This is a genomic window from Psychromonas sp., assembly GCF_041586535.1.
GTDB lineage: Bacteria > Pseudomonadota > Gammaproteobacteria > Enterobacterales > Psychromonadaceae > Psychromonas.
In genome coordinates this window covers 1-24,614 of record NZ_JBFGZY010000043.1, presented here as the reverse complement: position 1 = coordinate 24,614, position 24,614 = coordinate 1, and the positions used below count along the sequence as shown (strand labels likewise).

The 24,614-nt window shown below is 43.0% G+C and carries 24 protein-coding genes and 1 pseudogene; 10 read left to right on the top strand and 15 right to left on the bottom strand.

Annotated features, from left to right (window positions below; translation table 11 throughout):
• Nucleotides 1–505 precede the first annotated feature (505 nt).
• The 4 genes from ruvX to rsmE all read right to left on the bottom strand — a co-directional run bounded on the left by ruvX (nt 506) and on the right by rsmE (nt 3,546).
• Complete coding sequence (gene ruvX / locus ABZA00_RS06740) at nt 506–943, bottom strand: Holliday junction resolvase RuvX (RefSeq protein WP_372881385.1); 438 nt, start codon at nt 941–943, stop codon at nt 506–508.
• 74 nt (nt 944–1,017) lie between these two features.
• Complete coding sequence (locus ABZA00_RS06735; protein WP_372881384.1) at nt 1,018–1,626, bottom strand: YqgE/AlgH family protein; 609 nt, start codon at nt 1,624–1,626, stop codon at nt 1,018–1,020.
• Between the two features lie 213 nt (nt 1,627–1,839).
• Nucleotides 1,840–2,796 carry a glutathione synthase gene (gene gshB, locus ABZA00_RS06730; protein WP_372881383.1) on the bottom strand — a complete coding sequence of 319 codons (957 nt, stop codon included), beginning with the start codon at nt 2,794–2,796 and terminating at the stop codon, nt 1,840–1,842.
• Between the two features lie 21 nt (nt 2,797–2,817).
• Nucleotides 2,818–3,546 (bottom strand): 16S rRNA (uracil(1498)-N(3))-methyltransferase, encoded by a 729-nt coding sequence (gene rsmE, locus ABZA00_RS06725; RefSeq protein ID WP_372881382.1) that lies wholly within the window; start codon nt 3,544–3,546, stop codon nt 2,818–2,820.
• A 287-nt stretch (nt 3,547–3,833) separates the two neighbouring features.
• On the opposite strand from rsmE, the gene ABZA00_RS06720 reads away from it, so the two are divergent.
• The 5 genes from ABZA00_RS06720 (at nt 3,834) to ABZA00_RS06700 (ending at nt 6,979) form a co-directional block, all read left to right on the top strand.
• The gene (locus tag ABZA00_RS06720) at nt 3,834–4,790 is read left to right on the top strand and encodes a methylenetetrahydrofolate reductase (protein ID WP_372881381.1); all 957 of its coding nucleotides are present in this window, start codon (nt 3,834–3,836) and stop codon (nt 4,788–4,790) included.
• A gap of 33 nt (nt 4,791–4,823) precedes the next feature.
• Nucleotides 4,824–5,600: a threonine/serine exporter ThrE family protein gene (locus tag ABZA00_RS06715; protein ID WP_372881380.1), complete on the top strand. Its 777-nt coding sequence runs from the start codon at nt 4,824–4,826 to the stop codon at nt 5,598–5,600.
• Between the two features lie 154 nt (nt 5,601–5,754).
• Nucleotides 5,755–6,219, top strand: a complete 465-nt coding sequence (locus tag ABZA00_RS06710) for a threonine/serine exporter family protein (RefSeq protein WP_372881379.1) — start codon at nt 5,755–5,757, stop codon at nt 6,217–6,219.
• 74 nt (nt 6,220–6,293) lie between these two features.
• Nucleotides 6,294–6,629 (top strand): PBPRA1643 family SWIM/SEC-C metal-binding motif protein, encoded by a 336-nt coding sequence (locus ABZA00_RS06705; protein WP_372881378.1) that lies wholly within the window; start codon nt 6,294–6,296, stop codon nt 6,627–6,629.
• Nucleotides 6,630–6,673: 44 nt separating this feature from the next.
• A complete protein-coding gene (locus tag ABZA00_RS06700) occupies nt 6,674–6,979 on the top strand; it encodes a DUF1244 domain-containing protein (protein WP_372881377.1) in 306 nt (101 codons plus the stop codon).
• Nucleotides 6,980–7,124: 145 nt separating this feature from the next.
• Here the strand turns inward: ABZA00_RS06700 and ABZA00_RS06695 are convergent, their stop codons facing one another.
• Nucleotides 7,125–7,922, bottom strand: coding sequence for a class I SAM-dependent methyltransferase (locus tag ABZA00_RS06695; RefSeq protein ID WP_372881376.1), 798 nt, complete (start codon nt 7,920–7,922; stop codon nt 7,125–7,127).
• Nucleotides 7,923–8,060: 138 nt separating this feature from the next.
• On the opposite strand from ABZA00_RS06695, the gene ABZA00_RS06690 reads away from it, so the two are divergent.
• Both ABZA00_RS06690 and ABZA00_RS06685 read left to right on the top strand, forming a co-directional pair.
• A complete protein-coding gene (locus tag ABZA00_RS06690; protein WP_372881375.1) occupies nt 8,061–8,420 on the top strand; it encodes a hypothetical protein in 360 nt (119 codons plus the stop codon).
• Between the two features lie 325 nt (nt 8,421–8,745).
• Nucleotides 8,746–10,485, top strand: a complete 1,740-nt coding sequence (locus ABZA00_RS06685; RefSeq protein ID WP_372881374.1) for a DEAD/DEAH box helicase — start codon at nt 8,746–8,748, stop codon at nt 10,483–10,485.
• Nucleotides 10,486–10,548: 63 nt separating this feature from the next.
• Here the strand turns inward: ABZA00_RS06685 and glgC are convergent, their stop codons facing one another.
• Nucleotides 10,549–11,820, bottom strand: coding sequence for a glucose-1-phosphate adenylyltransferase (gene glgC, locus ABZA00_RS06680; protein ID WP_372881373.1), 1,272 nt, complete (start codon nt 11,818–11,820; stop codon nt 10,549–10,551).
• Nucleotides 11,821–12,185: 365 nt separating this feature from the next.
• Between glgC and ABZA00_RS06675 the strand changes: the two genes are divergently transcribed.
• Nucleotides 12,186–13,190: a BMP family protein gene (locus tag ABZA00_RS06675; RefSeq protein ID WP_372881372.1), complete on the top strand. Its 1,005-nt coding sequence runs from the start codon at nt 12,186–12,188 to the stop codon at nt 13,188–13,190.
• Nucleotides 13,191–13,323: 133 nt separating this feature from the next.
• A pseudogene (locus ABZA00_RS06670) lies at nt 13,324–13,656 on the top strand (ATP-binding cassette domain-containing protein); the annotation flags it as partial.
• Nucleotides 13,657–14,028: 372 nt separating this feature from the next.
• On the opposite strand, the gene ABZA00_RS06665 reads toward ABZA00_RS06670, so the two are convergent.
• Nucleotides 14,029–14,193 (bottom strand): hypothetical protein, encoded by a 165-nt coding sequence (locus tag ABZA00_RS06665; RefSeq protein WP_372881371.1) that lies wholly within the window; start codon nt 14,191–14,193, stop codon nt 14,029–14,031.
• A gap of 335 nt (nt 14,194–14,528) precedes the next feature.
• On the opposite strand from ABZA00_RS06665, the gene ABZA00_RS06660 reads away from it, so the two are divergent.
• Complete coding sequence (locus ABZA00_RS06660) at nt 14,529–15,794, top strand: MgtC/SapB family protein (protein WP_372881370.1); 1,266 nt, start codon at nt 14,529–14,531, stop codon at nt 15,792–15,794.
• 16 nt (nt 15,795–15,810) lie between these two features.
• Here the strand turns inward: ABZA00_RS06660 and arnF are convergent, their stop codons facing one another.
• The 8 genes from arnF to ABZA00_RS06620 form a co-directional block, all read right to left on the bottom strand.
• A complete protein-coding gene (arnF, locus tag ABZA00_RS06655; RefSeq protein WP_372881386.1) occupies nt 15,811–16,227 on the bottom strand; it encodes a 4-amino-4-deoxy-L-arabinose-phosphoundecaprenol flippase subunit ArnF in 417 nt (138 codons plus the stop codon).
• A 5-nt stretch (nt 16,228–16,232) separates the two neighbouring features.
• Nucleotides 16,233–16,586, bottom strand: a complete 354-nt coding sequence (locus ABZA00_RS06650) for an EamA family transporter (RefSeq protein ID WP_372881369.1) — start codon at nt 16,584–16,586, stop codon at nt 16,233–16,235.
• Entirely contained in the window at nt 16,579–18,234 is a 1,656-nt protein-coding gene (gene arnT, locus ABZA00_RS06645; protein WP_372881368.1) for a lipid IV(A) 4-amino-4-deoxy-L-arabinosyltransferase, read from the bottom strand. Before arnT ends, ABZA00_RS06650 begins: the two co-directional genes overlap by 8 nt.
• A 28-nt stretch (nt 18,235–18,262) precedes the next feature.
• Nucleotides 18,263–19,174 carry a 4-deoxy-4-formamido-L-arabinose-phosphoundecaprenol deformylase gene (gene arnD, locus ABZA00_RS06640; RefSeq protein WP_372881367.1) on the bottom strand — a complete coding sequence of 304 codons (912 nt, stop codon included), beginning with the start codon at nt 19,172–19,174 and terminating at the stop codon, nt 18,263–18,265.
• Nucleotides 19,167–21,149, bottom strand: coding sequence for a bifunctional UDP-4-amino-4-deoxy-L-arabinose formyltransferase/UDP-glucuronic acid oxidase ArnA (gene arnA, locus ABZA00_RS06635; RefSeq protein WP_372881366.1), 1,983 nt, complete (start codon nt 21,147–21,149; stop codon nt 19,167–19,169). The genes arnD and arnA overlap by 8 nt, the downstream gene beginning before the upstream one ends.
• 28 nt (nt 21,150–21,177) lie before the next feature.
• Nucleotides 21,178–22,170 carry a glycosyltransferase gene (locus tag ABZA00_RS06630; RefSeq protein ID WP_372881365.1) on the bottom strand — a complete coding sequence of 331 codons (993 nt, stop codon included), beginning with the start codon at nt 22,168–22,170 and terminating at the stop codon, nt 21,178–21,180.
• The gene (locus ABZA00_RS06625) at nt 22,160–23,338 is read right to left on the bottom strand and encodes an aminotransferase class I/II-fold pyridoxal phosphate-dependent enzyme (protein WP_372881364.1); all 1,179 of its coding nucleotides are present in this window, start codon (nt 23,336–23,338) and stop codon (nt 22,160–22,162) included. The genes ABZA00_RS06630 and ABZA00_RS06625 overlap by 11 nt, the downstream gene beginning before the upstream one ends.
• Nucleotides 23,339–23,605: 267 nt before the next feature.
• Nucleotides 23,606–24,349, bottom strand: coding sequence for a phosphatase (locus tag ABZA00_RS06620; RefSeq protein WP_372881363.1), 744 nt, complete (start codon nt 24,347–24,349; stop codon nt 23,606–23,608).
• Between the last annotated feature and the right edge of the window lie 265 nt (nt 24,350–24,614).

The window sequence follows — 24,614 nt, the reverse complement described above, 5'->3', positions numbered from 1 at the left end:
TCTACAGAGATATTTTATAACAAAGCAGATTGGTGCAATTAACCTTGCCCTACGGGGCGCTGGCTCGAAAACCAGTGCTGCGTTGCACCAATCGAAAAGGGAATAACCATTACCTCATGTTGCGTCTTGCTCTGGTCTCCGGGCTCGTGCCTGACAAAGCATTTTGAAGTAACATGGGTATAGTCATCTGAATCAATGTTTCATAACGACGAAGATGGTTGCCTCTCACCTTGCCCTACGGGAGATTCGCTCGAAAGCCGGGTCATTTGAAAGGGAATACCATTCTCTTCGTGTTGTGCCTTGATCTGGCATCCGAGCTAGCTGAATATTCAAGTAGTTTGGGTATTTGTAGAAAGCACCAACAAGCGCTGCCCGGAGGGTTAGGCTAAAAGCGCTTTGCTCTTTGTTGAGAGGTATTTGCTTAGAACCCTAGGCGGCACACCTCTCGCCGTGATCAAAACGCTTTCACCTCGAACTACGAAAGATCAACAGCCGCTTTCCCTTTTTATTGATAATAGTTTTCCATCCAGCTTTCGAGAATAAGGGCGGCTGATACGCTGTCAATTTTGCCTTTCTCAAGCGCCTTGTATCCACCATGGCTAAAGATAAATTCTTTTGCACTGGCGGTGGTTAAGCGCTCGTCCTGCAATACAATTTTTACACCAAAACGCCCATTTAAACGGTTGGCAAATTTTTTGGCGCGTTGAGTAATAGGCTGTTCGCTGCCGTCCATGTTTAAGGGCAACCCGACAACGACCAGGTCAGGCATCCACTCCTTGAGCACTTTTTCAACTATATTCCAATTCGGAATGCCGTCATTTGCCTTAATCGCGGGCAGTGGCTGGGCGGTAGCGGTTATCATCTGCCCCGTTGCTACGCCGATACTTTTTGTTCCAAAATCAAAGCTTAACAAGTTTGCGGGCGCTTTAGATGGTTCTGTCATGTCTGTCCTATTTTATCGCTAACATATTGCGGTTGTGATTATTTTTGTTGTTTAGTTGATTGCGCTTAATGAGGTTATGCATGACCTATGTCGCTTGAAAGCTGTTCCGGATTGATGCCTAGTCGTTGTAGCGCCTCATTCCAGCGCTGCTCAACTGGGGTGTTGAATATAATGTCGTTTTGGCTTTCCATGGTAAGCCAGCGATTGGCGTTCATCTCCTCTTCTAACTGCCCGGAACTCCAGCTGGCATAACCGAGTGTTACAATATATTTTTCCGGCTCATTTTCAGTACCAAGTGTTTCTAAAATTGCATTGGAATTGGAGATCATCAGCTGGTCGTTAAGTTGGGTACTCTGTGAATTATCCGCAACAGGAGAATGCAGAATAAACCCTCTTTTAAGCTCTAACGGGCCACCTAAAAAGACCGGATTAAGAAGCGGAGGTTCAGGATGATTTTTCACACTGTCGACATGATCTAATAACTCCTGCAGGGTTAACTTAACCGGGAAGTTAATAATAAACCCCATTGCTCCCTGCTCATCATGTTCACAGATATAAACAACAGAATGCTTGAAATAGGGATCTGTCAAAGTGGGCATTGCAATTAAAAAATGATCTTTAAGTGTACTGAGCACATTGCTGTCGTTGTTTGTTAACGGATCAGTAATTTTTTCATTATCCATCAGCCAGCTCCCTTGTTGCCATATTTTTAATACTAAATGTATCTAATAAGTGATCAGTCTTGCCGGGCAGAATCAACCCTATCAGCGTGATGAGCCCTGCAGGTAGACTAGCTGCTTCCTGCAACCCATGCCTTGCCAGTGTTAATTTCTCCTGCGTTATACAAAAGCATATCTTTAATACACATACTATAAGTATGGCAACAATTATAAATATTACTGTTTTTTTGTAATACGTTTTTCAATGGCATCCATCAGCTTGGCGCTAATGTTGGTACCGTATGCGTTATCAATCTCTTGGATACAGGTCGGACTGGTAACATTTATTTCCGTTATTTTATCACCGATAATATCGAGTCCGACAAAAATAAGGCCTTTTTCTTTCAGTTTCGGGCCGATAGATTTGGCAATGTGCCAGTCACTTTCTGAAAGCGGTTGGGCGACGCCGCTGCCACCTGCCGCCAGATTACCGCGTGTTTCACCTGAAGCCGGAATACGTGCCAGCGCGTAGGGCATGGGCTCTCCATCTACGATCAGTATACGCTTATCACCGGCTTTTATTTCCGGGATAAAGACCTGCGCCATGCAATAACGTTTCTGGTGCTCGGTTAAGGTTTCAATGATCACACCAATATTGGCATCCTCTTCCTTAATACGGAATATGGAAGCGCCGCCCATACCATCAAGCGGTTTTAAGATAATATCTTTATGTTGTTGGTGGAATTCTCGAATCCTTTGGCTGCTGCGTGTCACTAAGGTAGTCGGTGTAAAGTGACTGAACCATGCAGTGAACAGTTTTTCATTCGCATCACGCAGGCTTTGCGGCTTATTGACAATTAAGCAGCCCTCATCTTCGGCACGTTCCAGAAGGTAAGTGGCATAGATATATTCTGTATCGAAGGGTGGATCTTTGCGCATCAATACGGCATCGAGATCAGAAAGAGGGTGATCCAGCGCCTCTTCAAGTTGATACCAGTTATTGGCATCGCGTTGTACCGTCAGTTTTTTACTGCTGGCAAAACAGCGCCCATTTTCTAAATAGAGATCCTGCATCTCCAGATAATAAAGTTCCCAACCGCGCGCCTGCGCTTCTAATAACATCGCAAAACTAGAGTCTTTATGAATTTTAATATCTGCTATCGGATCCATTACGATCCCAATTTTAATGGTCATTTTATTTCCTATTTATTTTTCTTATGCAAGATCGCCAAAACGACATTGCAGTGCGGTAATTGCGCTTAATGCGGCTGTTTCAGTGCGGAGGATTCGCGGCCCTAATAATGTTTCGGTGAAGTTTAAGGACTCAGTCAAGCTTATCTCTTCATCACTTAAACCACCCTCCGGTCCGATCAGTAAACGGATACGTTGAATGTTTTCAGGTAATGTACTAATTGAAAATTTGGCACGCGGGTGAAGGGTTAATTTAGTTGCTTGTTCTTCTGACGCACACCAGGTTGCTAAATCTTCCGTTTCGTGAATAACCGGAACAATATTTCGGCCTGATTGTTCACAGGCGGAAATAGCTATTTTTTGCCACTGCTGTAGCTTTTTAGCCATCCGTTCAGCGTCGAGTTTAACACCACAACGTTCACTGATTAATGGTGTAATTTCATTAACGCCCAATTCTACCGCTTTTTGAATAACAAACTCCATGCGATCGCCGCGTGAAATAACTTGACCTAAGTGCAGATGTAATGGACTTTCATTATCAGTTTCACTAAATGAATTTATTAAAACCCTGCAGTTACGTTTCTGCACTTCGGTTAGGGTCGCCATAACCTGTCCGCCCAAACCATTAAAGAGAATAATTTGCGCGCCAACTTTTAAACGTAATACATTAATATGCTGAGTCGCATCTTTTGAAACTGTTATTTCACTGGCAACGGTTAAGGTTTGTGGATCATAAAAACGAGGAATACGCATAATTATTATGTTTAAGTAAAGGATAATTAAAGTTAAGTATAACGTGAATAGTTTACAGAAAACTATCGTAAAATTTATTATTTAACGGGTCTTAACAAGCCATATTGAAAGAAGCTTAAGGAAATAATACCTTAAAGAGCAGCGTTAAAAATAGATTTTATGGTTACTGGTAATAAACAAAAATAATAAGCACAGCAAGCAGATGCTTTATTTCTTAGTTGTTTGGCTATGGTCGATATGCGACAATTTCGCATCATTATGCAATCTCGAATGTTTAGGAAAAACTTATGAGTTCAATGTCTTTAAAAAACAAATCCAGCGACCCTAAAGTAGGGGTCTATTTTATTGGTACAACACCACCTAAACAGGATACGGCAATAGAGCTGGTGGCAGGTATTGCGGATAAATTATTAAACAGACTTAATGAAATTGATTACGATGGTTTAATTGTTTATGACATTCAAGATGAAACCTCCCGTATCGATAAACCACGTCCTTTTCCGTTCAAATATACCCATGATTCGCGTTTATATTCAAAAATTTTACATGATAAGTCAGCTAAGCCGGTGATCACTTATAAAAGTGTTTCCCAGCGCGACGGGGCTGATTTTTCACGTTGGTTATCTGATGCATGGCATCAGTTCTCGGTACGCGATATTGTTCTGGTCGGTAGCCCCTCTTCTACAGGGGATATTAAATTATCTTTAGCTGATGCCTATCAGACCGTAGAGGATCACAATTTAGATTTTCATCTGGGCGGAGTGGCCATTGCGGAGCGTCACGCCAACAAAGGTGATGAGCATTTGCGTATGATCGCCAAAGATGCTCAGGGCTGTGAGTTTTTTATTTCACAGGCTGTTTATAACGCTCAGGCTACCATTGATATGCTAACCCGTTATGCAATGGAGTGTAAACAACAGGGTAAAAAAGCACGACGTGTTGTATTAACTTTCTCTCCTTGCGGTAGTGCAAAAACCTTAGAATTTATTGAGTGGTTGGGTATTTCGGTACCGGAAGCGACCAGCCTGCGTATTCTTCAGTCCGAGAATCCGTTGAAAGAGTCTTTATTAATCAGCCAGAATAACTTTGAACAGATTCTACAGGCATGTTTACCTCTGGGAATTCCATTAGGCTTAAATATTGAAAGTTTAACCAATCGCAAAGAAGAGATCGATGCAGCTATATTATTATTCAAATTATTAAAGGCAACATTAGATCTTAAATTGGCAGAATCGCAGTTGTAAGTTTTTTAATCGGCGCAATAAGAAGGTAAAAAAATGGCTTTAAGCAGGCAGGCACAGACAGAATTGACACGGATAGCAGTTAAAGCTGGGCAATTATTGCATCAGCACGGAGCAGAAAGCCGTTTAGTCGAGCAAACAACACAACGTATAGGGTTGGCTCTCGGTGCGCAGGGCATGGAGCTGTCAGTAAGTCCTGATGCGATAGTCATTACCAGTTTATTCGAAGGTCATTGTATTACCACTACCCGCCGTTGTTACGATCGCGGCATTAATATGCAGATGGTTTGCGATGTCATGCGCATTTGTGTGATGGCGGAAAAGCAGCTGTTAGATGCCGCTCAGGTAAAAGAGCGCTTAAATCGCTTAAAACCCATGAAATATAATCGCTGGTTAGTTGTTTTGATGATTGGTTTTTCATGTTCAAGTTTCAGCCATTTTTTTGGTGGTGATTTAGCCGTTTATATCACCACCTTTTTTGCCTCTGCAGGCGCGATGTTAATACGTCAGGAACTTGCTCATCGGCATCATAACCCCTTTGTTAATTTTGCCGTTGCGGCCTTTGTTGCAACAACGATTGCAAGCATCGGTGTTATTTTTGAATTTGGTGAAAAACCTGAAATCGCCATGGCAGCGTCGGTATTATTACTGGTACCGGGCTTTCCACTGATCAATGCGGTTTCCGATATGTTAAAAGGGCATATCAGTATGGGGATCGCGCGTTGGGTTTTTGCCAGTATATTAACCGTAAGCGTCTCGGTGGGCATAGTGGCCTCTATGATGTTAACCGGGGTGGTAGCATGGATAGGTTGATGGAATTTTTGTATTTGCCAAAGCACAACTAAGGGATTTTTAAAATGGAACTGATTAAGTTATTTATCATCGATGCATGGTTTGCCTGGATTCCTGGTTTGTTAGGCGTAGTTGGTTTTGCCTATGTGGCAGAGCACAATTAAGGAGTTATTAAATGGAACTGATTAAGTTATTTATCATCGATGCGTGGTTCGCCTGGATTCCAGCCGTCGGTTTTGCCATGGTCTTTAATGTGCCCAAAAAAATACTCATTTACTGTGCTGCCGGCGGGGCCTTTGCGCACAGTTTAAGATTCTTACTGATGCACTTCGGGTTACCTATCGAATGGGCGACACTCATTGCTTCAAGCAGTATGGGATTTTTAGGTTTATATTGGTCGCGGAAACGTCTTATTCCCCGTCCTGTATTTACCGTAGCGTCAGTTATCCCGATGATTCCGGGAAGTTTTGCCTTTACCACCGTGGTGGGGATTGTGGAATTAAATATCAGCGGGTATAGCCTGGAACTTATGCAGGTTGTGGTTGAGAATGGCTTACGGACGTTGTTTATTTTAGCCGCTCTGAGCTTTGGTTTAGCGTTACCCTCAATCATTATTTATCGTGGTCGTCCGATAGTATAATTTATTTTATTTTACCGTTTTGAGTGGCAATCATGTAAACTCCGCGCTCTTCATTTTTAAAACAGGGCGCTAACATGTCAGATAAATTCTTCTTTAAAGGTAAAAAAGAGAAAAAACCTAAACACGCCAGTTATGGTTTTAATACCAAACGGGCAGTAAAAGCAGGCAGCGAAGAGTCACCTTTTACATTATCCGTAACCAATGAAGCCAGAAAGGCTGAAATTGAGCAGATTCTGCAGGACAATGCGCTGTTTGCCAACATTGAAGTGAATGCTGATGGTGAAGAGAATATTGTTGAACTTGACGCTTTTTTCAATAAACCTAAAACCACGACTTTTGAGAAAAAACCACAACGTAATGATCCTTGCTCTTGCGGCAGCGGTAAAAAATATAAAAAGTGTTGCGGTTAAAAAGATAATAATTAAAACATTGCGATGTTTCTGAAGGAGAGAGTATGACCCCGGATCAACAAACACAGCTTGAGGCCGCCGCTTTTCGACGTTTATTAAAACATTTAGATAGCCGTAAAGATGTGCAGAATATCGAGTTGATGAACACTGCGGGTTTTTGCCGCAACTGTTTATCGAAATGGATGATGGCGGAAGCACAGTTATTAAATATAACGATGGATTATGATCAGGCCCGAGAACAGGTCTACGGGATGCCTTACAGCGAGTGGAAAGAAAAACATCAGCTGCCGGCAACGCCTGAGCAGATGGCTGTTTTTGAGGCATTACAAGCTAAAAAAGAGAATGATTGACAATGGTGCATTCCTTTTTTAGCTCAACTGGCTGTTTAGGAATCGTTACACAATAACTTGCTCTAAATTGTTTCCAAAAAGCCTAAAATGAGAGGCTATTTTGAAAACAAAAGCGCAAGTAATTTTGAAGCCGATCCTTAATTATTTATTTCTCAGCCAGATGGCGCAAATCCTCTAACCATAATGCCTCGAACTCCATCATCTGCTTATGCCTTTTTGACTGACTGTGCTCCATCCGATCCTCCTCGCGGGTAAAGGGACCAGCACGGCAAGCTGTGCAAAAGTGATTATCCTGATAAAGCGGACTTTGTAATTCCGGGCTAATTTCATGGTGTTTTGTTTTACCCCAGACATAGGTAGTACCTCTGGTATCCCTTACAAACTTATCGCGCTCCACATTACGAATTTTATAACCGGGGAAATCAGCAATTTCAAAGTTAACTGAACCTAAGTAGGAAATATCTGTTTGTAAATGCAATGCGTTTTCAATATTCCACTCCCGGTACGGTTTTACATCTTTAGAGGTGATAAAGCAGAGCTGTTGGCCGTCAGGGTCTAAAAAATGGTTAAAGGCATTAATTAAAAATGTGCGTAATAAGCGCCGGTTAAGGGTATTTAAACTTATCTCCTGAGCCTGCTCCTGATACTCGGAAAAAGAGCGGAATGCCGGTAATAAAGGAAACTGAAATATGACCAGATCAAAACTGTGTTTAGGCAGAGCTCCCCAGGATGCCGGTTTCGTGACATCAAATTCAAAGAATACAGGTGTATTGTTTGCAGCCAGCTGCCGGTAGAAGTGATCTCCATATTTTCCGCTTAAGGTTGCTAAAGAGTCATAGACCGATGCTGTCAGTGCCTTTGGCTGGTGGCTTAGTAGTGCATTTGAAAAAGATAAATCACCATCCCCAACGGTTAAAATTCGCCACTCTTTTTTAATTATCATGTTATTAACTCTTTAAAAAATTTTCTAATCTAATATTTTACAGGATTTTAAGGTGTTTTTTTGTTTTAAGACGTTAAAATCCTTTTCATTATTTTTTTATACTGGCCTGCGCGTGATATTTTATAAAGGTACGCTTATATGATCGGCTGTTTTTTCAAAACAGGGTTATTTCTGACAATATATTTCAGCTGTCCATCTTTTGTCTGTGCACAGCAAACAGCGAAGCATGAACCCAATAAACAAGCTTATGAGATTGGTCTGATGGTACAGGCCCTGCAGTTGGCAATCAAATCACCTCAGAAGCAAGACTCATTACAAATAATCTCTGATTACGGCACTGACAGGCGTTATTATACCATGATTCGAGGCTGGTTATTTGAAGAGTTAGTAGGTGTTGAAAAACGCCTGCATGCCAGTAAAAATGTTAAAGAGATAGCGGGGCTGCAGTTAAAGTCAGACTCATTAAAGCGGGCGATTCGCAGCATAGATACTCAATAAGAGGCGTGCCTGGTGTTACAGCCAGGTGAAAACTCACCGTTCTGTCTAACAAAAAAATAAGCTGTTGTTCTGTATTCATTATCGAATTGAGTTAAACTTTCTGCCATTGTTTGTAATTAGTTACAACCTCAGCTCTGGATAAGCGACATTCCTCAAGACCGCTCTTTTCGCCCCTTTCTGCGTTAAGTTTGCTTGTAATAGCCGGCTATTACTTCACAAACTTGCCTTGAAAGGAACGAAAATCCCGGCATTGAGCTTTACCAGAGTCAAAAAAGACAACTTCATCTATTATAATGCCCACTATCCAGAATTGAGGTTAATCAATATGTATACGCTTCGCCCCTATCAACAAGATGCAGTGCGAGCGACTGTTCATTACTTTCGTCAGCATACTACGCCGGCGCTGCTGACCCTTTCTACAGGGGCCGGTAAAAGCTTGATTATTGCCGAGTTAGCGCGCATCGCAAAGGGCCGGGTATTAGTTCTTGCCCATGTCAAAGAGCTGGTTGAACAAAATCACGATAAGTATGAAAGCTACGGTTTGAAAGCATCAATTTTTTCGGCGGGACTTGGCCGTAAAGAAAATCAGAACCAGGTGGTGTTCGCATCGGTGCAATCAATCGCTAATAGTTTAGTGCAGTTTTCAGATGCTTTTTCCCTGCTGGTTATTGATGAATGCCACCGGGTGCCTGAAGATGAAAACAGCAGTTATCGGAGAGTAATTGACCATCTGCAGAAAAACAACCCGAATATTAAAGTGTTGGGGCTTACCGCGACGCCTTATCGCCTGGGGGTAGGCTGGATTTATCAGTATCATACCCGCGGACAGGTAAGGACGGAACAACCGCGCTTTTTTCGTGATTGTATTTTTGATTTACCGATCCGATTTTTACTCGATGAGAAATACCTGACTAAACCAAAGATAATGGATATGGCCGTTATCGGCTATGACTTTTCAAGTCTTTGTTCTTCTGAGACAGGGCATTATCCGGAAGCTGCATTAGATCACGTTGTAAAACAATCCCAACGGGTTACACCAAAAATTATTGAGCAGGTCATTGAGACTGCCAAAGATCGCCTTGGTGTAATGATCTTTGCCTCAACGGTTAATCATGCTCAGGAAATTATGGGCTACCTCGGGCAGGAAAATGCCGCGCTGGTGATAGGGGATACCCCCCTTGAAGAGCGGGATCGTATCATTAATGCTTTTAAACAGCGGCAGATTAAATATCTTGTCAATGTATCGGTCTTAACCACTGGTTTTGACGCTCCACATGTTGATTTAATTGCAATTCTGCGACCAACCGCATCTCTTAGTCTCTACCAGCAGATTGTGGGACGGGGGTTGCGATTATTTGCGGGTAAACAGGATTGTCTGGTGATGGAGTTTGCCGGTAACTGTTATGATATATATCAGCCCGAATTGGGTGATCCTAAACCCGATAGTGACAGCGAGATGGTGACTATCCCTTGTCCTGCTTGCGGCTTTAAAAATAACTTTTGGGGAAAGGTCGACCCTGCCGGGTTTGTGATTGAACATTATGGCAGGCAGTGTCAGGGTTTTTCCAGCGATGAGCAGGACGGGCGGATAATATGCGGCTACCGCTTCCGGGCTAAATTTTGTGAGCTTTGTGGAAGTGATAATGATATTGCCGCACGGGTATGTCACGAGTGCGATCATGTGCTGGTGGATCCTGATAAAAAACTTCGCGAAGCCCTGAAGCTTAAAGATGCACTCATTATTAAATGTGTTGAGCTAAGATTAGAGCCCGGTAAAAATAAATATGGTAAACCGCAGCTCAAAGTCATTTATATCAGTGATGACGGCGCCGAATTTAATGAGTTCTGGCAACTTGCGACAAAAAACCATAAAACAGACTTTTTAAGCAAATTTATTAAACCGCATTTAATTGATCGTCACCGCCCCTTTACCGAAACAGCGCCAACTAAGGTGGTGAATAATCAGCACCGGTTACGTCCGCCTGAAATCATAATCGCCAGAAAAAACGGGCGGTTTTGGACGATTCGGGATAAGTTATTTGACCTTAATCAGTATCAAAATTGAAAAAATAAGAGTAGCAGAAGCTACTCTTATTTTGATTTTCATCTAAATTGCTTTGTTAATAAGTCACTCTGTTCTGTCCGCCAGGGCTTTGAGCATATTACTGGTGACCAGAGTGATCCCTTTTTTAGTAACACGGAAACCATTGGCAATATCCTGCTCTCTATCATAACCAATTGTTAAACCAGCAGGAACTTTGCAGTAACTGTCAAGAATAACACGCTTTAATTTACAGTGTTCAGCGACGTCACTGCCGTGCAGTAATACACATTGCTCGATCAGGCTGTAGGAGTGGGTATGGACACTTGAATATAACAGTGATTTACGAATGGTTGATCCGGAAATGATACAACCTCCGGAAACCGTTGAATCAACCGCCATGCCCCGGCGTTCATCATTATCAAAAATAAACTTAGCCGGAGGAAGCTGCTCCTGATAGGTCCAGATGGGCCAGCTTCTATCATATAAATCCAGCTGTGGGGTGGGCTCAACAAGTTCCATATTCGCCTCCCAAAATGAGTCTAATGTACCCACATCACGCCAATAGGGCTGGTTATCACTATCAGGGTCTTTGAATGCGTGGGCAAAAACATTATTATCTTTAATAATGGAGGGAATAATGTCATGTCCGAAATCACGCGTAGAGCCTTCTTTATCATGATCTTTTAACAGATGCTCGAATAAAAACTCGGTATTAAACAGGTAATTGCCCATTGATGCCAGGCACTGCCCCGGTTTATTTGGTATTTCATTAGGTTGGGCCGGTTTTTCATCAAATGCCACTATTTTGCTGTTTGTATCTACGGTCATAACACCAAAGCTACCGGCGGCCTCTTCAGTGCGCACTTCCAGACAGCAGACAGTCATATCTGCATTATTTGCCACATGATCTGCTATCAACGTGCCGTAATCCATGCGGTAGACATGGTCACCGGATAAAATTAAAACATATTTGGGACGTTCTGCGCGAATAATCTCCATATTTTGATATACCGCATCAGCCGTTCCCATATACCAATCTTCACCATGTTGTTGAGATGCGGGTAATATCTCAACAAACTCAGATAAATTTGCTTTGAAACTTCCCCAGCCGCGACTGATGTGGCGGATTAAGGAGTGTGATTTGTACTGTGTTGCCACTCCCACCCTGTTGATGCCGGAGTTAATACAATTTGATAATGGAAAATCGATGATACGGAATTTACCACCGAAATAGACGGCAGGCTTTGCACGTATGTCTGTCAGTTCATATAATCGACTACCACGACCGCCAGCTAACACCAACGCATAAGTATCTTTAGTCAGGTTACTAATATGTCTGTCAGTTTGTTGATGCATAAAACACTCCTGTGAATTGTAGATAGGGAAAGGGTGGTCTCAATATGAACCGCTGTCAAATTTAAAGAACTTAATTAAATCGTTACTGAAAAATGATGTGGAGTGGCTCATAAAGTACCAGGTTTGAATGTCCTTTATGCATACTCCCATAGTCACCACTATAACTAATTAATTGTTACAGCCAGATTAATGATAAGTGAATATTTATTGAATTGTTGAAAAAAAAGATTTATTGCTTTGCTTAGGGGCTTGACCTTTCATAAAGAAAATTTTATTGGCAATATAAGTTAAACTGATCGATACCAGTGCTATAACTAAGGCCTTTTCGCATAAAAACCACTCATTCAAGACACTTAAGGATTACCATGAAGAAAATTATAAGCACCACTGCAGGCGCTTTATCGCTGGCTTTATGTTCATTTGCAGCTAATGCTGCTGATTTCAAACCTGCAGTTGCCTATGACTCATCGGGTAAATTCGATAAATCTTTAAGTCAGTCCGTTTATCAATATGGCGCACTCAAATTCACTGAAGACAGCAAAGTTGAAGTACGTGATTTTGTGCCTGCGAATGATGCGCAGCGCGAACAGGGACTTGAACGTTTAGCCCGCCGCGGATACAGCCCGATTATTGCGGTTGGCTTTATGTATGGTTCGGCGCTGGAAAAAATTGCGCCTAAATATCCGGATACACAATTTGTAATTATTGATTCTGTTGTGGATTTGCCGAATGTTAAATCGCTGGTGTTTAAAGAACATGAAGGCTCATTCCTGGTTGGTGCATTGGCAGCCATAAAATCTAAAACAGCCAAAGTCGGTTTTGTCGGTGGTATGGATATCCCGCTAATCCGCAAATTTGCCTGTGGTTATGAGCAGGGCGCGAAATATATCAGCAAAGATACCCAGGTATTCCCAAACATGACAGGTTCAACCAATGCAGCCTGGTCTGATCCGGCACGTGGTGCTGAGCTGACAAAGAGTCAGTTTACTAAAGGTGCGGATGTTGTTTTCGCTGCTGCGGGCGGGACGGGGATTGGCGTTTATCAAGCGGCTAAAGATGAAGGTAAGTTTGCTATCGGCGTTGATTCAAACCAAAACTATTTACATCCAGGTGTGATGCTTACCTCTATGGTTAAGCGTGTTGGTCTTGCAACATACAATGTATTTGCAGATGCGCAAGCCGGTCAATTTACTGCCGGTATCGATAATCGCGGTCTGAAAGAAAATGGTGTTGACTGGGCTCTGGATGAATATAACCGTGATTTAGTGACACCTGAAATGGAAGCGAGAATCACTGAGATCAAAGCTAAAATTGTAGCTGGTGAAATTCAAGTTCATGATTATATGACGGATAATAGCTGCAAATATTAAAACTGATAGCCAATCTACTTTAAGGTGCAAAATTACCACCCTGCGAAATAGCATCTGCAAGTCAAACGGCTATGAAGTGCTCTTGTACTTATGTTGATCCGAGAGCTTTTTTATGACGATAAGAAAATAAGCTATGTCAACACACGCTAACAATACTCTCTTTGCACTGGAACTCATCGGCATTGATAAAAAATTCGCTACGGTACACGCAAATAAAAATATAAACCTGCAAGTCCCTGCAGGCACTATTCACGGTATTATCGGTGAAAATGGTGCGGGAAAATCCACTCTAATGAATATCATTTATGGGTTTTATAGTGCAGACTCAGGTGAGATTAAAATATAGCCGGAAAAAGCGCGTAAACTTTCCAGCTCTAAAGAAGCGATTAGTCATGGTATCGGTATGGTGCATCAGCACGTTATGTTGATCGATAACTTCTCAGTACTCGAAAATGTAATTTTGGGTGAGGTTAAGTACTCAATGTCAAAGTTATCCGGTCTTGTGAGGGGCGGATTCAAAATTTGGACAGTTCCTGCTTCAGGAACTCAAATCAGCAGTAAGCAGACATCGCTAATCAATAATTGAGTCGTTAGAGCTCCTTTATCGAGATTTGCTATGCCAGACAGTTGCTTTGAATAATTTGGTTTTTTTAGGCAGAGGATGTCAACACAGGTGGCTTGCGCCATTTGCGTTTTTGAAAACGAAATGATGGAATATAAGAACCTGAGCACTTGTACAGAAGTACACATTTATTCTTTTGTTGTAATACCAAATCCGATAATTATCTATTCATCTATGCTTGTTAAAATGAATGCGAGCTAGACATAAAACTACGTTCTAGTCTTTGTTATTGATTTGATTCAGAACGTCCTGTTCTTCACCACTTTGTGGCCAGCTAAAGCTGTTTAAAATCGTTCCATACGATTTTGTGTAATTAGAACAACTAGTTACTGCAATCAATGCCTTGTTTTCATCCATTTTCCCTACGCCTAAATAGATCATCTAATTAACGGAATTGGTATAAGTTGTTGTTAACAATGGGGCCCACAAACTCTGGATACCCTGTTTTCTTTGGCTAAGCAAAGAGCATGACTTTTTTGAACTGCGCAACTACGCTTCTGCTTCTCGTAGTCTACACGCCGTCAAAGGCGGAATACCAAATTTATTTAAATTTTGCATATGAGAGTCACGGGATGAGCCTACCCCACTCGATCTGTATAACTCCTTTATTTTGTCATTAGCTCTGTTAACTTCAGCGAACTACCACTTTATTGCTTATACTTTTGACAAAGCCGCATATCGAATTATTTTCCTTTGTCTGCGCAATGGAGCAAGCAGTGCACAATTTTGCTGATGCTAAACAGATTTTACTTTTGGGGATCGCACTGGCCGTCGGTCTGCTGATTGGTATTGAACGCGGTTGGAAACTGCGCGAAGCGAAGGAAGGAGAGCGTATCGCCGGGTTGCGTACCTATGGGCTGATTGGCCTTCTTGGTGGTACTGCCGGGTTATTGTTTGACTATATGGGCTCCTTTGTTTTTGCTTTGGTTTTTATGGGCTTTACTATCGCAGTGACTGCCGCCTATATCCTGCTGCGCATTAATCGTAATGATGCAAGTATTACCAGCCTGGTGACCATGTTATTGACGTTTATATTAGGCAGTTTGGTGGTATTGGAGCATATCAATCTTGCCGTGTCTTCTGCGGTGGTAACCGTTCTGTTGTTACGTTTTAAAGCAGTATTACATGCCTGGCTGAGAAAATTGGGGGAGCAGGAGCTGCATGCGGCGCTACAATTGCTGTTGATTTCCGTTGTTCTGCTGCCGGTATTGCCCGATCAAGGTTACGGCCCCTGGCAGGCATTCAACCCCTATGAGGCGTGGTGGATGGTGGTGCTGATCGCCGGCATTTCATTTGTTGGCTATTTCACTATGAAAAGCTCAGGCGCTGAAAAGGGGGTTATTTTAACTGCACTGGCGGGGGGGGTGGTATCTTCTACAGCTTTAACATTACATTTTTCACGTCTTTATCACAAGCAACAGGCTATGCAGAGGATGCTTGCTTCAGGCATTTTGCTGGCATGCGCTATGATGTTTCCGCGTATGCTACTGGTGGCAAGTTTAATTAATCCGGTTTTATTTACCGCTATGATTGCTCCTCTGGCGATTATGACACTATTAACGTTTTTTTCTGCAGCGTTAATTTGGCGGAAAAATGGCCATAAAGCAACTGAAGACGTCTCTCACCTGGTTAGTCCGCTGGAGCTGAAGTCTGCTCTTTTTTTCGGCGCTCTGCTGGTTTTAGTCTTGTTGTTAGGCAAAGCCGCAGTACATTATTATGGTGAAACAGGGGTTTATATGCTGGCACTGTTATCCGGTATTGCCGATGTTGATCCTATTAACTTGACCCTGTCAAAAATGAGTCGCGTAGATTTAGCGCTTGATGTGGCGGTATTAGGGATTGTTATTGCGGCATCGACGAATACTTTGGTTAAGGCCGGGCTGGCAATGATTGTCGGCGGGAAAACAATGTTCCTGCTGGTTTTTCTGCCTCTGTTTATTAGTGCGGCTGCCGGACTGGTGCTGATATGGCTGCTCAGGTGAACAATTATTTAGGCTGCTAGTCAGTATTTTCAGGCTTTTTGAATATCTGGGTAACACCTAGAAAAATAAGTAAGATACCAATCATTTTTAACCAGCTGACAGGTTCATTTAAAGCGGGGATCATAATAGCACCCAGATAGACTAATCCATAACTTAAACTAAGCAGCGGATAAGCTTTTGCCAACGATAATGTCTGCAGTGCTTTCACCCATAACAGCATGGAAAGAGCATAGCACATTAAGCCGCCAGCTAATGCAGCAAGATATGGGGATATTTGCGCAACCGTTCTAATCAAGCGAACATCAATAACGGCGTGAAAAACTGAAATGGACATTGCCCATTTCATTAGTAACTGCGCAGCAGAAACGAGCAATACACTTATTAACGCATAATTAATACCCACGTTATGTTTTACAGCTGATGCTGATTGCATTTTATTCACTGCTCGCCCCCGGCAATAAGTATAACTCCGAAAATTATCAAGGCCACCCCCAGCCACTGCCGTTTATAAACTGTTTCGGCAAAGGCATATTTTGCGACCAATAGCATGATCACAAAATTAAGGCTCAATAATGGGTATGCGACAGAAACATCCCATTTTGACAATACCCCAAGCCAGGCTAAGAAACTTACTCCCAGGGAGAGCAGCGCAAGCAGCATGGGTTTAGCAAAGGCTTTCTGAACAAGGCTTAATTGCGGTTGAGAATGAAATAACAGTGCAGCATGTTTCTGCCAATATTGGCTTAAACAGCTGCTTGCCAGAGACAGGGTAAAGAGGAAAAAACTAATCATGAGAAGTATCCTTGGCGAAATAATAAGCGCTGAAACGACCCCGTTGAAAACGTTTGCTGATGCCGGGAAGCTGTGTTTCCGGTAATGCTGAACCGCGCATGAAAATTAACAGTGTCGAGTTGTTTTGTTTCGTTTTTATAAACTCAGCAAGCTGTTGTTGTGTAATGAAACGGTCGGCGGCATCAGGGTAACTCAAACCATATTCCAGTTCACCTTTGCTGTTTAGCAGGTAAACATCGTTACGTTGTAAATACCAGTTTAAAGCAGACATGGTACTCGGATGATCGGCAAGCAGAATGGTTTTTTCAGTGACGTATGGTTTGAGTTCTTCGATAAAAGCCGCCGGCATTTTAGAGTTTATGCTGAGGTTGGGGATACTTGCCCAAAAGAATAAAAATAATCCTACCGGCATCATGCTATAACAACATATTTTAGCCTCCAGTGTTGTAGTGCGAATAGCCAAGCAGGCGAACAGCGCCCAAAAAGAAAAGGCGGTAAAAGCGAGCCAGGGACGGTAATGCTCACCCTGCTCCAGAGGTAAATAGCCGAGATAATAAAGTATTAAAAATGCGCTTGCTATCAACGCCATGACTATTGCATTTACCACAGAGCCCCATTTAAATCCCCTAGTCTGTTTTTGATAGGCGCTGCTTAAGCCGACTGCCAATAATATTGCCAGCGGAACCATTGACGGGAGAATATAGGTGACGATTTTTCCTCTGGCTAAGGAAAAAAAAAGTATCGGAATCACCGCCCACAGCAGCGCATAACGAATTAACGGCAAATTGAGATGTTTACCTAAGTGCCTAATGGCGGTCGGTGCAACAAATAGCCAGGGCAGGATGGCCAAAGGTAAGTATGCAAAGTAATACCAGAAAGGCTCACTATGCTGTGCATTTGTCGCCGCAAAGCGCTGGATGTGCTCCACCCAGAAAAAATAAAACCAAAAGTCGGGCTCAGCAAGATGAATCGCGACCCCCCAAGGCAAACAGACCAGTAATGCAATGGCAATTACCCACCAGCCCCAGCGTAAAATCGAAGTAAACTGTTTTTGCCAGAGCAGAAAAGGAAATACAACTATAACCGGCAGAAGCAGTGCTAAAAAACCTTTAGTAAGAAAAGCCAACCCGCAAAATAAACCGGCTAAGCCGTAATTTTTATATCGGCCTGCGCTGTTATCGGCTGTGAACGCAAAAAAAAAGGCGCTGAATGCTGCTGTTAACCACAGCGAAAACATGCTATCAAGCACGCTATAGGTGCCTATTGCGGCCACCATAAACAGACTGATAAAGATTGAGGTACTTATCCATGCCATCTGCCGAGTTATAAAGCGCTCGACCAATAACCATAAGCAAAGGGCGCTCCCTGCACTGCTGAATACTGAGGCGGCCCTGACCGAAAAATTGTTTTCACCAAAGAGCAGTTGTGAAACTGCATTCATCCAGTGTCCCATCACCGGTTTTTCAAAATAACGCAGGCCATTAAAGGTAGGAACCGTCCAATTCCCGCTGCTCACCATTTCCCGGGCAATCTCTGCATAACGAATTTCGTCAGGCGACCAAAGGTCACGTAGCCCCAAGGGAATAATGTACATGACAACAAAAATTAGCGGTGTTATAAGCGCTAAGTTGATGGTTAATTTCTGCATGATCAGTGGGAACTTTCCTTCATTATAATTAACAATAAGTTAACGCTATCGACTGCTGCTGGCTCACCCAACCCTCACGCCCCTTGAACGGTAAATTGACAATGCTATCGATGGGCCAAGGCTGGTCATTCTTGTCAAGCAATGCGCTAAGCGGGACAAATTCAATATTTTTTGTTTGTGCGGTCAGAATTAATTGTTCAAACATCTTTGCGCAGACAATGCCCTCTACCTCTGCATGGATAGTATAAACATTAAGGGCATCGGGACGGATCCTATCTAGTATCACATTATTGTAGTTGTTTTGATCTATGCCCGCACTGCCGATCAGTTCATCGTAGGTCGGTAAGGTCACGGGGATTTGCGGCGTCATGCCTTTGCCCGGACGAAATATCGTTTGGCCGCGGCAGTCGCTGTTGTAAGAGAAAGGAAACAACTCTTTGAGTGCCAACACCTCTTCGCTGCAGCGCCAACCCGCAACGGCGCTGCAGTTTATCTTATGCCCGAGCAGTTGCTGCAGCATCTTATAACCTTTGTCCAGTTCCGATTTCAGCTCTGAAGGGCTCATAGTATCTGTATTAAGTTGCCACTTATGATGGTCCCATGAGTGCAGGCCAACCTCATGACCGGCGAGATCCGTTTGTTTAATGATAGGCGCGAGTTTATTACCGATCACCGGTCCCGGCCAGAGTGTGCCGCGAAGTAATATATCCCAACCGTATAAGCCGACCGCATTTGAGCGTTGCATTTTTTTGAAAAAGGCTGGACGGAATAAGCGCCACAGGTGACGGCCCATATTATCCGGACCAACAGTGAAAAAAAAAGAAGCAGAGATCCCATACTTGGCAAATAATCGTAACAATACAGGTACGCCTTTCTCGGTGCCGCGATAAGTATCTACATCGACTCTTAAGCCGACTTTAATCGCATTTCTACTACCCATTCTCTGCTACTGCCATTTTTAGAAAGAAGTCCAGCGTTTGTTCAATTGAATGCTCCAGAGGCAGAGAAGGTTGCCAATCTAAAAATCGTTTTGCATTTTTGATGCTCGGGCGACGATGCTGCACATCCTGATAGCCATCGCCGTAAAAAGAGTGGCTTTCTACAAGGTGGTAACCGGCAAAGGGAGGGAAATGTGCCCGCAAGGGGTGCTGCTCAAATTTTTCAACAAGCATTTCTGCCAGCTCTTTAATACTGGCTTCATTATCAGGCGAACCAATATTGATGATTTTACTGTCACATAAATTGTCTTTGTTTTCGATGATTCTAAATAATGCTTCAATTGCTTCGGAAATATCCGTGAAACAACGCTTTTGCTCGCCCCCATCGATCAGTTTGATTGCTGTACCTTCCACTAAATTCAGAATCAATTGGGTGATTGCACGGCTTGAGCCAATGCGTGCCGAATCCAGGCTATCCAAACGCGGTCCCATCCAGTTAAAGGGACGGAACAGGGTAAACTGCAGGCTGCTTTTTTTGCCGTATGCCCAGATGACCCGGTCCAATAGTTGCTTGGAAGTCGAATAGATCCAGCGCTGGCGGTTAATCGGCCCGGTGATCAGTGGAGAGTTATCTTCGTCAAACTCCGGATCCGTACACATACCATAAACTTCGGAGGTTGACGGGAAGATGATGCGCCGTTTATATTTGACACATTCGCGAATTATTTTCAGGTTTTCTTCAAAATCCAGCTCAAAAACCCGCAGGGGGTGGCGGGTATATTCAATAGGCGTGGCGATCGCGACTAAGGGAAGGACAATATCACATTTTTTAATATGGTAGCGGATCCACTCGCTGTGAATCGTAATATCACCTTCAACAAAATGAAAATCAGGATGGGAAATATATTGCGCAATTTGATTGGCGCCCATATCCATGGCAAAGACCTGGTATTTTCCATCGTCTAACAAACGCTTGATCAGGTGATTTCCAATAAAACCATTAGCACCTAAAATTAATACCTTGCGGTGCTTTTTGGCATTTAATAAAGCGCTTGCTTGCGGACCGAAGCGCATTTTGGGCGATAAATGTAAGTCAATCGCTAATTGTTTTCCGCCCAGGTATAAACCATTTTCAGCTTGTCCGGCATTAACAATTATCGAACCCTGCACACAGGCAATGGTAAGAGGGTCGCTGCAAACAACCGTACCGGGTGGCGCATTATAGGTTTGTGTATCCACTTGTGCGGCCCATAAAATGACCTTACGTTCACCTAAAAAGGAAAATGCCCCAGGAAATGGTTCAGTTACACCTCTGATTAAGTTGTTGATAGTTAGTGCGTCATTTTCCCACTTAATCTCACCATCCGCCGGCCTGCGCCGTCCAAAATAGGTTGCCTGAGATTCATCCTGTTTATAACGTCTATGTTTACCGAGAATTATTGCCGGTAAGATATTATCGAGCATTTCAGAAGTCAGTTCAGTCATTCGCTGATGTAAACTTAAAGCCGTATCCGTTGCCGATATGGGGATTTTTTGCTGCACCACGATATCCCCTGCATCTGCTTTTTCAGTCATACAGTGCAGTGTCAATCCGGTTTCAGTTTCACCGTTCACTAAAGCCCAGTTGATCGGAGCTCGGCCACGGTATGCCGGCAATAAAGAACCATGTAAATTGAATGCGTTGTCAGGCGTGATATTGAGAATGTCGCGACTTAATAGCTGCCGGTAATAAAAAGAAAATATAATATCGGGCTGTAGTTGGCGAATATGCTCAATCCATAAAGTATGATTAACATCTTGCGGTGCATGGACCCTGATATTATTGCGCGCGGCTAATTTAGCCACTGACTGAAAAAAAATATTTTCTCTGCTATCGTCTACATGGGTAAACACCGCTAATACTTCAATATTAGCATCGAGAACACTCTGTAATGCGGCGCAGCCAATATTGTGGTAGGCGAAAATTACTGCTTTCATTCATTTAACTCCCTTAAATAAAAGGTGGTTATTTTTTTGCGTCTGTTGTATTACGTGCCGCTTTGCTCGCTGCACCAATGATTATATCCTGTACATAATAGCGGGGACGGGCTCTCACATCGGAATAAATGCGCCCGATATATTCTCCCAACACGCCCAGACCGACAAATTGTGCACCTACAAGAATAAATAAGATGGAAAATAACGGAAAGGTGCCCTTAAAGCCCCAGTCAGAACCATAAAATAAACGCATCACAAGTACTAAAAAACCAAAAAGGGCACCTAAAATGGCGATGATGCCACCGATAATGCTTAATAGTCTTAATGGCGCCGTTGTCATACTGGTCAATAAATCAAACATTAGATTGATTAGATTCATAAAACCATATTTGGACTGACCCTCTGCTCTTTGATCATGCTTCACGTCAATTTCGACAACGTGACGGGAGAATCCATTCGCCAGAATAGGGATAAAGGTACTGCGCTCCTGACAGTCAAGCATCGCGCGCACGACATGACTGCGATAGGCCCGCAGCATACAGCCATAGTCGTTCATTTCTACGCCGGTAGAGTGTTTGATAATATTATTAATAATCCGGGAAGGGTAACGTCTTAGCAGACTGTCCTGACGGTTAAAGCGCACCGTCCCCACTGAATCATAACCTTCCTCTGCCTTTGCGACTAAATTGGGAATCTCTTCCGGCGGATTCTGCAGATCCGCATCCAAGGTAATAATTAAATCACCCTGCACATATTCAAAGCCGGCCATGATGGCGTTGTGCTGCCCGTAATTACGGTTAAGAATAATGCCGACAACGTGGCTGTCCGGTGCATTAGAGGCTTGTTCAATAAGTTCGGCACTGTTATCTCGGCTGCCATCGTCAATTAATATTATTTCATACTCTTTGCCCATGCATTCAGCCATCGCACAAGTACGTCTAAGCAACTCCGGTAAACTCGCTTCTTCGTTGTAAACTGGAATAACGATAGATACAAAATTAATTTCTTGTTTATGCTTCAATATCTGTATCTCCAAAAATTTTTGCCAATGTTGTGGTAACGTAAATTACATCGCGCTCGCTCATATCGGGAAACAAAGGCAGGGAACAAATCTGCTGGCTGTTGTATTCGGTATTCTTTAATGGATATAGGTGGGTATGCTCCGGGAAACGGTAATTTTCACGGTAGTATTTTTGCAAATGGACAGCTTTAAAATGAATTCCAGCACCAATACCGTGTTTTTTTAGTTCAAAAATCAGCTGATCCCGATCCATTCCGAAAATGCGCGGATCTACCCGAATAATCAGTAAATGCCAGCAGTGTATGTGTGGATAATCAGGGGCTGAGAGCATTTTTATGCCCGGAATCCGGGCTAATAAATCCTGATATAAACGAGCTAATTGAGTGCGTTTTTGGGTAATCTTATCTAAGCGTTGTAATTGCCCTAACGCCAGAACTGCGCAGATATCCGGCAAATTGTATTTATATCCCGGCTCAATTACCTCAGCTTGAGGAGAGCGCCCATGTGCTTCACGGTCAAAGGCATCAACAGCTAAACCGTGAAACCTTAAACGGCGGATATGTTCAGCAAAACCCGCATCTTGAGTGGTAACTACTCCACCCTCAGCCGTAGTGATGTTTTTGATCGCATGAAGAGAAAAAAGGCAGGTTCCCCTTTGACCAATACTACGCCCTTTATATTCACAGCCAATAGCGTGAGCGGCATCCTCAATAATCGGAATATTATGCAATTTTCCCAGCGCATAGATAGGATCAAGATCAACGGGGGCTCCAGCATAATGAACAGGAATAATCAGTTTTGTTTTACTCGAAATCAAAGGGGCAATTAAGCTCGCGCTGGTCATCAATGTATTGGCTTCAACGTCTACAAATACCGGGGTTGCCCCCATTAATGTGATCATATTAATGGTTGATACCCAGGTGAGAGACGGAGTGATCACCTCATCTCCCGGACCAATACCCAATGCTGTTAAGGTTAAATGCATCGCCGCGGTTGCACTGCTTAATGTCACTGCGTATTTTGCGCCGCTTAACAGGCAAATTTGTTTTTCCAGTTCAGCATTTTTGGGGCCGGTTGTTATCCATCCTGAGCGCAAAACATCGCTAACTGCCGCGATATCATCTTCGTTGAGGGCAGGTTTGGATAAGGGTAAAAATTGTTTCGTCATGAAGGTGTCCAAATGTCCATTAATGCCGTTGGGAAGGCTCTACTATCGGTCAGAGTTGTGTTGTCTATAACTTCCTTTTAAATTTAAAACTAGTTAACGATAGCGGAATTGTCCAACTTTAATAAAATCATCTGATGGGGTATTAAAGCTTTTATATTTTGAGATGTTATGAAAATAATAGGGGGGATATAATAAAAATGATCCGATATTTTTAGCCGTCAGGCGTGAGCCCGAAAGTGCCAGAAAACTTATCTAAGAGTACTTTTATCAAAGCGCTGCGAACTCGGCAATGGCAGGTTTACCGCGTAGTCGCAGGAACGCTAAAAACTGCAGGGGAGTATGAGTGATTACCTGTCGGACCGGTATTTCAACTTTATCTAATAACTCACTGACTGATTCCAGTTTGCCTACCTGCTGACAAAAATGTGCATCACTCCCGGTTGTTATAAAAGCGCCCAGCTCCTTTGCGACGGTGGCGATTTGATAACAGCGAGCGGTACTGCCGACACGGCTGCCACCTTTTAGTGATGTATTATTAATTTCTATCGCCACATTGTATTCTTTGGCGTATGCAATCACGGAATGAAAATCGAAATCAAAATTAGGATTACCTAAATGCCCGATTGCATCTACTTGTCCGCTTTTAATGATATTTATCAGTGCCCTGGTATGTTTTTTGCTGTTTCCGGGTTTAAATACATGTTCATGGAAACTAGCCATCACCCAATCCAGATCCTGCTGCACGTGCAAGGGAATATCGATCTGCCCGCGGGCATTGATAATATTGGACTCCACCCCGCGAATCACCGCTACACCTGAAAGAAAGCGCGGTAATATTTTTTGGTTACTGAAAAACCAGTGGTGTGGAGCGCCGGGCATAGATTCGGAATGGTCAGTGGTACAAAACATCTTCAGACCATTTTGTTTCGCATGCAGGGCATTTTCTGACAAGGTACTATAAGCGTGACCGCTAGCATAGGTATGGGTATGAGTATCAACTTCAAGTTTCATAGAGCCTCCATGTCAAAATAGTTATTTTTATATGGTATTTTCAGCTGTGATTATCTTACTCAATTTTTTGCATTATTTTATATGCTTATTATTCTAATATGATCCTGCGGATAAAGTGACGATAATTTGAAGCTCACCCAGCTAAAGCAAGGTGATTCTTGTCGTCAACGGTTTAGGCATTGCAACATTAAGTTGCGTTAGTCTTCTAAAACCTCTTACAAGCGTTTAACGTGTCGGCACTACCTGCCGCCACGAATTTTTAAGC

What these genes read in the sequence shown, in the direction of transcription:
- ABZA00_RS06650 (WP_372881369.1), bottom strand. Translation starts at nt 16,586, where the DNA reads ATGATTAGTTTTTTCCTCTTTACCCTGTCTCTGGCAAGCAGCTGTTTA.
- ABZA00_RS06710 (WP_372881379.1), top strand. Translation starts at nt 5,755, where the DNA reads ATGGAACTGATTAAGTTATTTATCATCGATGCGTGGTTCGCCTGGATT.
- ABZA00_RS06720 (WP_372881381.1), top strand. Translation starts at nt 3,834, where the DNA reads ATGAGTTCAATGTCTTTAAAAAACAAATCCAGCGACCCTAAAGTAGGG.
- ABZA00_RS06700 (WP_372881377.1), top strand. Translation starts at nt 6,674, where the DNA reads ATGACCCCGGATCAACAAACACAGCTTGAGGCCGCCGCTTTTCGACGT.
- ABZA00_RS06705 (WP_372881378.1), top strand. Translation starts at nt 6,294, where the DNA reads ATGTCAGATAAATTCTTCTTTAAAGGTAAAAAAGAGAAAAAACCTAAA.
- arnA (WP_372881366.1), bottom strand. Translation starts at nt 21,149, where the DNA reads ATGAAAGCAGTAATTTTCGCCTACCACAATATTGGCTGCGCCGCATTA.
- glgC (WP_372881373.1), bottom strand. Translation starts at nt 11,820, where the DNA reads ATGCATCAACAAACTGACAGACATATTAGTAACCTGACTAAAGATACT.
- ABZA00_RS06735 (WP_372881384.1), bottom strand. Translation starts at nt 1,626, where the DNA reads ATGGATAATGAAAAAATTACTGATCCGTTAACAAACAACGACAGCAAT.
- arnD (WP_372881367.1), bottom strand. Translation starts at nt 19,174, where the DNA reads ATGGGTAGTAGAAATGCGATTAAAGTCGGCTTAAGAGTCGATGTAGAT.
- ABZA00_RS06715 (WP_372881380.1), top strand. Translation starts at nt 4,824, where the DNA reads ATGGCTTTAAGCAGGCAGGCACAGACAGAATTGACACGGATAGCAGTT.
- rsmE (WP_372881382.1), bottom strand. Translation starts at nt 3,546, where the DNA reads ATGCGTATTCCTCGTTTTTATGATCCACAAACCTTAACCGTTGCCAGT.
- ABZA00_RS06695 (WP_372881376.1), bottom strand. Translation starts at nt 7,922, where the DNA reads ATGATAATTAAAAAAGAGTGGCGAATTTTAACCGTTGGGGATGGTGAT.
- ABZA00_RS06685 (WP_372881374.1), top strand. Translation starts at nt 8,746, where the DNA reads ATGTATACGCTTCGCCCCTATCAACAAGATGCAGTGCGAGCGACTGTT.
- ABZA00_RS06625 (WP_372881364.1), bottom strand. Translation starts at nt 23,338, where the DNA reads ATGACGAAACAATTTTTACCCTTATCCAAACCTGCCCTCAACGAAGAT.
- ABZA00_RS06665 (WP_372881371.1), bottom strand. Translation starts at nt 14,193, where the DNA reads ATGATCTATTTAGGCGTAGGGAAAATGGATGAAAACAAGGCATTGATT.
- gshB (WP_372881383.1), bottom strand. Translation starts at nt 2,796, where the DNA reads ATGACCATTAAAATTGGGATCGTAATGGATCCGATAGCAGATATTAAA.
- ABZA00_RS06620 (WP_372881363.1), bottom strand. Translation starts at nt 24,349, where the DNA reads ATGAAACTTGAAGTTGATACTCATACCCATACCTATGCTAGCGGTCAC.
- arnT (WP_372881368.1), bottom strand. Translation starts at nt 18,234, where the DNA reads ATGCAGAAATTAACCATCAACTTAGCGCTTATAACACCGCTAATTTTT.
- ABZA00_RS06690 (WP_372881375.1), top strand. Translation starts at nt 8,061, where the DNA reads ATGATCGGCTGTTTTTTCAAAACAGGGTTATTTCTGACAATATATTTC.
- ruvX (WP_372881385.1), bottom strand. Translation starts at nt 943, where the DNA reads ATGACAGAACCATCTAAAGCGCCCGCAAACTTGTTAAGCTTTGATTTT.
- ABZA00_RS06675 (WP_372881372.1), top strand. Translation starts at nt 12,186, where the DNA reads ATGAAGAAAATTATAAGCACCACTGCAGGCGCTTTATCGCTGGCTTTA.
- arnF (WP_372881386.1), bottom strand. Translation starts at nt 16,227, where the DNA reads ATGCAATCAGCATCAGCTGTAAAACATAACGTGGGTATTAATTATGCG.